The organism is Chitinophagaceae bacterium (assembly GCA_030053935.1).
Lineage (GTDB): Bacteria > Bacteroidota > Bacteroidia > Cytophagales > JASGCU01 > JASGCU01.
This window is the reverse complement of sequence record JASGCU010000010.1, coordinates 1-6,229: the sequence shown is the minus strand read 5'-3', so window position 1 is coordinate 6,229 and position 6,229 is coordinate 1. Positions and strand designations below refer to the sequence as shown.

The 6,229-nt window shown below is 32.1% G+C and carries 3 protein-coding genes; all 3 read right to left on the bottom strand.

Annotated elements, in window-relative coordinates; translation table 11 throughout:
- Positions 1-333: 333 nt before the first annotated feature.
- A complete protein-coding gene (locus QM536_02305) occupies positions 334-588 on the bottom strand; it encodes an IS1 family transposase (protein MDI9355843.1) in 255 nt (84 codons plus the stop codon).
- Positions 589-1,215: 627 nt separating this feature from the next.
- Positions 1,216-3,384: a sodium-translocating pyrophosphatase gene (locus QM536_02300; protein ID MDI9355842.1), complete on the bottom strand. Its 2,169-nt coding sequence runs from the start codon at positions 3,382-3,384 to the stop codon at positions 1,216-1,218.
- 229 nt (positions 3,385-3,613) lie between these two features.
- Positions 3,614-6,229: DEAD/DEAH box helicase family protein (locus QM536_02295; GenBank protein ID MDI9355841.1), on the bottom strand; the 2,616-nt coding region annotated here is incomplete at its 5' end.

Here is a 6,229-nt window from a genome sequence, read left to right as displayed (position 1 = left end):
TTTCTTTTTTCAGAGCCGCTAATTCTTCTTCATTTTTTTTACGAGCTTCTTCTCTTTCTTTTTGCAGAACAACAATCTGTTCCTGCATTAATATTATATTTGCCTGTATTTCTTGAATAGTTCTGGTATCGTTAAACATTGTTGTGAGTAGTTATTTGTTTAAAATGCTAAAAGTAATTGCCCAGAAGCTATAAATATAAGAAATTCCCCGCTCTTTTACTATTTTGTAAATCCATCGCAGTATTAATTTTTGAGAGTGTTAAGTATAGGTAGATAGGAATATTTTTTGAAATTCGTCATAAAATGTACTTTCATTCAAAGCCCAAGCAATTTTTAATTTATATCAACCATAATAATTGATTTACTAACTACTTTCGTTTGTCTTTTCATTCTAGCTAAATAATGTCTTATATTTGAATTGTTTTGTTCTATTTTATACGTGTTTTGTTTACCTTGTACATGAATTGATTTTGGAATGATTTGACTATAAACATCCCATTTATCTGTATAATATCTTTTTTGTACTCTCCTTTGTATTTTTTCATATAGTTTTTTAAATGTTTCAGCGTCACGATTGCCAAAACCCATGCGATAGTTTTATTGTTACTACAATCTACTGCTCCCCATATTTTTTGGCTTTTTTTTTATAAAATGCCACATTTCATCAATCATAACCTCTTTAATTTCTGAATTAATAGTAGGTTCGGGTAATTTTAACCCCATGTTTTTAATCCAATAATATGCTGTAGGGCGACTCACATTAAAAAGTCTAGCAATCATTCCATAGCTAGCTTTCCCACTCCCATACAGTAACATTGCTAAAACTTTTAATTCGCTTCCAATTTTAACTCTTTCGTCACCAATAGTAAAATTACATTTGCAATCTCTACATACGTATTATCGTTGCTTATTTCTTACTATTCCATTTTTCCTATAATTTAACACCATTACATTTTTTACAAGTAGTCATATTTTTATTTTTTCACAAATATAATTTTTTTTTAAAAATCTATCTATATTTAACACTCTCGTATTTTTTAGTTTCGAAACGGTCTTACTTTATAACGAATTTCAAAAAATATTCCTATCTCTCTATATTTAACACTTTCTTCTTGTTTATTTTGTTATCTTTTTTCGCCATATTAAAAAAGCCCACGATTGGAACCGTGGGCTAAGTTGTTTGAATATATGGGGTTTCTATTTAAAAATATAATCTCATTGCTCCTGAAAATGTTCTATTTTCGGTTGTATGGTATTGTCTTGAGTGGTAGTATTTGTTTTTTTGATATGAGGTGCTATTATGAGTGCTACTATACAGGATAGTTTAATTAAAATATTCATAGAGGGTCCGGAAGTATCTTTGAAAGGATCTCCAACAGTATCCCCTGTTATAGAAGCTTTATGAGCATCAGACCCTTTATATTCCATCTTTCCGTCAATTTTTACTCCTTTTTCAAAAGATTTTTTGGCATTATCCCATGCGCCTCCTGCATTATTTTGAAATATTCCCATAAGTACTCCTGATACGGTTATTCCTGCTAATAGTCCTCCTAATACCTCTGGTCCAAAACAAAAACCGACTATGATAGGAGTAGAAATTGCGATAACCCCGGGTTTTATCATTTGTCTTATAGATGCTTTTGTAGATATTGCTACGCATTTTTCATATTCGGGTTTATTTTTATATTCCATTATACCGGGTATTTCACGGAATTGTCTTCTCACTTCGTTTACCATATCCATAGCTGCTTTTCCTACGGCAGATATAGCAAGGGAAGAAAATATAAAAGGGATCATGGCACCGATAAATAATCCTGATAAAACATCTGCTTTATAAATATCTATGGAAGTGATACCTGATACTCCTACAAAAGCTGCAAAAAGTGCTAATGAGGTGAGAGCGGCGGATGCTATTGCAAATCCTTTTCCTGTTGCTGCTGTGGTATTTCCTACTGCGTCTAAATTATCTGTTCTTTCTCTTACTTCTTTTGGAAGTCCGCTCATTTCTGCAATACCTCCTGCGTTATCAGCAATCGGTCCAAAAGCATCTATAGATAATTGCATGGCAGTGGTGGCCATCATTCCCGCTGCGGCTACAGCAACCCCATATAAACCCGCAAAATGGTAAGAACCATAAATACCTGTTGCTAAAACTATGATAGGAAGTGCTGTAGATTCCATACCTACAGCTAATCCTCCAATAATATTGGTAGCATGTCCGGTAGAAGATCTTTGAATAATAGAGTTAACAGGTTTATTTCCCACCCCTGTATAATATTCTGTTATGATGCTCATCAAAGTTCCAACTATAAGTCCTAAAAATATGGCATAGAAGACATCCATAGAAGTAAAAGCAACTCCTCTTATACTCAACGCTTCGGGTAAAGTATATTTTACAATAAAAAAAGAAGCAATAATTGTGAATAGTATAGAAGACCAATTGCCCATATTGAGAGCTTTTTGAACGCTATCGGTTTCTTTTTTTATTGTTACAAAAAACATACCTACTATAGAAAATATAAGTCCTACTCCCGCTAAAAGCATAGGAAGAATTATAGGTGAAAGCCCTCCCATATTGTCATGAGAAGCATCTATCTCTTGTCCTAATACCATAGTTGCAAGGATAGTAGCTACGTAAGATCCAAAAAGATCTGCGCCCATTCCTGCTACGTCGCCTACATTATCACCTACATTATCAGCAATAGTTGCGGGATTTCTAACATCGTCTTCGGGAATATTTTTTTCTACTTTTCCTACTAAATCTGCTCCTACATCTGCTGCTTTTGTGTAAATTCCTCCTCCCACACGGGCAAAAAGTGCTATAGATTCTGCACCCAATGAAAACCCTGCTAATACTTCTAATGCTTTTTTCATTTCTATTCCCGTTAATGCTACTTCTGCGGGAACAAATATCTGCATTAATATTATAAATAATGTTCCTAATCCGAGAATGGCTAAACCTGCTACCCCAAGTCCCATAACACTTCCGCCTGTAAAAGATATTTTGAGTGCTTTTGAAAGGCTCGTCCTTGCCGCTTGTGTAGTTCTAACATTTGCTTTGGTAGCAATATTCATTCCTATCCAACCTGAGAATGCCGATAGAACAGCGCCTATTACAAATGCTATTGCTATCGTAGGGTGTGAATCTTCTACTAATGTTCCTGAATATGCTAATAAAAGAGCTGCTATGGTCACAAAATACGATAATACTTTCCATTCCGCCTTTAAAAAAGCCATCGCTCCTTTTGCAATATAACCAGCCAATTCATTCATATTTGCTTCCCCCGTTTCTTGCTTTGATACCCACAATGATTTAAAAATCATTACTAAAAGCCCTACTATACCTAATAAGGGTATTACATATACTATACTATTTATACTCATAAATGTGTTAATTGATAAATATGTTAATTGATTGCTATTTATTTTGTAATTTTGGTAAGTTAATTCTTTGTATATATTTTTTTTATTTCCTCATAACAACGGTAATAACTTTTAAACAATTATACTTTTTTTTACATATTATATGCTATTTACAAGAATCATCTCACTACTCGTTCACAAAACTATATTGTTATTTTCAACAGTCCCATTTTGTGTATTGCAGAAATGTTTATTTCATATCTTTTAGTATTTCAATTATTTGTGAAAGAGTTTTTGCTCCTTCCATTTTTACTTCTTTGTCGAAAACCATAAAATAACGATATTTATCACCTGCTTTACTTGCCCATTTTTCGCCAAGTCGTATTTTTTGTTTAGTCTCTTCGTTTAAAATAAAAGCCCCTTTTGTTTCTATTACAATAATTTTCCCGTTTTTCATTTTTAATATGAAATCGGGATAATGGTTGATAAAACCGTTTATTAAAAAACCTTTACTACGTTCCAAATTTCGATGCCAAAAAACTACACTGTCTAAATTTGAAATTTCGTAAATTACTTCACGTTCAAAATCATTCATTTCGCCTTCTTCAACGTATAAGTTTTTTGTTAATCCTGTATTTGCAATTTTAGGACTTATTTTTTTGTGAAATTCAAATTCTTCTTTGCATATTACCGTTCCTTTGTCTAAAAATTCAGTGAATTTCTTTTCTGCGTAAATGTCGGTTAATCGTTCAATTTTTTCTTTTATTTTGTTTACGTAAAAGCTTTCATTGTGAGTTAATTCCGATATTTTTTCGCTGTTTAAATCTTTGATTACGTTTTTAATATATTCTGTTATTGCCGGTTCTGAAATTTCATCTATCCGTTTTATTTGTTTAGCAAGCCGTAACGAAATTTGATTTATTTTACTCTCTGGCGAAAGGGTTGTAATATATTCTACAAATGCTTCTTTTACTTGGTTTTCTGCGTGTCGGTATGCGGGAATAAATTCATCTTTGCGACCTTCTACTAAATCAATGCTTGCCATTTCCGATGATTGCGTAAAATCAATTTTATGGTCTTCTTTGCTTAAATCAAAACCAAGCAATAATTCTTTTTTTGTAAGCAATACAAAATTTTCGCTGTCAATCAAATTCGGACTTTTTTGCAAAAAGAAATTCGGAAGTTTTACGTTTTTAACTTCGTCTTTGTAAGATTCTTTTATTGGATATGTTTTTACTTTGTCCATAAGTTCTGTTGGGATTATTTCTTCATCTTTTTTTATTTCTTCTATTCTTTTATCATAATTATCACCTTCATTTAAAGCGGTTTCAATTATATCGTTAGTTCGTTGTACGCTTTGTTCCGATTCAGAAAATTGCTTTAATTGTTCAACATTAATTTCAACAACATCATTAGAATTTGATTGATTTATATTTGATTGATTTGTCAATAAATATTCAAAAGAGCCTTGTTTTACAGTAGGGTTTTGTGTTGTTTGTTCGGTTTTTACTCTATAATCTTTTGCGCTAAATCCCGCTTTATTTAAACCAAGAATAATTTTATCAAGTGTTTGAAGAAAATTATTTGACGATGTAAAAACATACGAAAGATTTAAAAGTTTTTCGTTGTGTTGGCGAGTAAAAGGCAAACGTAAAACTCTTCCGAGTATTTGTTCAACATCAACGGCTGACGATTTATTGGCAAGCGAAGCCAAAATATAGGCAAAAGGACAATCCCAACCTTCTTTTAGAGCATTTACAGTTATTATGTAACGTACTTCGCAATCGGGTTGCATTAAATCAATATTTTTAATTTCGTCTTTATTTGCGGTTTTAATTTTTACATGGCTTTCGGGAATGCCAAAATCAATTAAATCTTTTTTGATTTTTTCAAATGTAATATTGTCTTTGTCACTTTTTGGTTGAGCTTGAAATAAAACGATTGGTCTTATAAACTTCCCGCCATTTTCAACTTCCAATTTTGCTTTTTGCTCTAATACTTTTTGCAGATTTATTGCACTGTTAATTACTTCGTTAGTGTCTTTGTGATTGTAAACAATAACAGGTAATTTTACCATGTTGTTTTGTTTCAATTTTAGAGCGTCAACAAAACTTATAATATTGCTTTTTTCTCTGGGGGTTGCTGTTAAATCAAAAATGAAACTTGGGTTTATGGTATTGAGCATTTCAATTCGTAAATCGGCTTCAAAATTATGGCTTTCGTCAATTACAATTACAGGATTTAATTGTGTGATTACTTGCATTAAAGCGGTTTCATCAACGTCTTGCAATAATTTTTCTTTGTCGGTGTAAGTTTTTGGAAAATCTGCCAAATTTTCGTTTTCCTGATATGCTTTTCGGGCTTCTTTGTTGCGTGCCGAAAATGACTGAACACTTAACACAAATATACTTAATTGTTCTTTTACAATAGTTGGGCTAAAACTTGCACCTTGTAACAAATCGTCTTTTAAGTAAACCTTTACACGACTACTAAAATGACTGTCTATTTTTTGGCGGTAAGGGTGGCTGGTATCATTCAGATTTTTATAGGTTTGCTTTAAAATGGTATCTGATGGAACAAACCAAACTACTACTCGTGGTTTATCAATTGGAAAACTGTCGAAAATTGGTTTTAAAGCATTGCAGGCAATAAAAGTTTTTCCGCCTGATGTTGGCACTTTTACAGTTACACGAGGGACATTTTTAATGGAATTGTCATAAGGTTTTAGAAATTCATAATCAATGTTTTTCAATAAAATACCTTTACTTTCCCAAAAATCAGAAAATGCAGTTTTCAAATTATTGGATTTTTCCAGAAAATCGATGAAATTTGTAAGGTCGTTTATTACTTCCTGCTGATATTGTTT

What these genes read in the sequence shown, in the direction of transcription:
- QM536_02305 (MDI9355843.1), bottom strand. Translation starts at nt 588, where the DNA reads ATGGGTTTTGGCAATCGTGACGCTGAAACATTTAAAAAACTATATGAA.
- QM536_02300 (MDI9355842.1), bottom strand. Translation starts at nt 3,384, where the DNA reads ATGAGTATAAATAGTATAGTATATGTAATACCCTTATTAGGTATAGTA.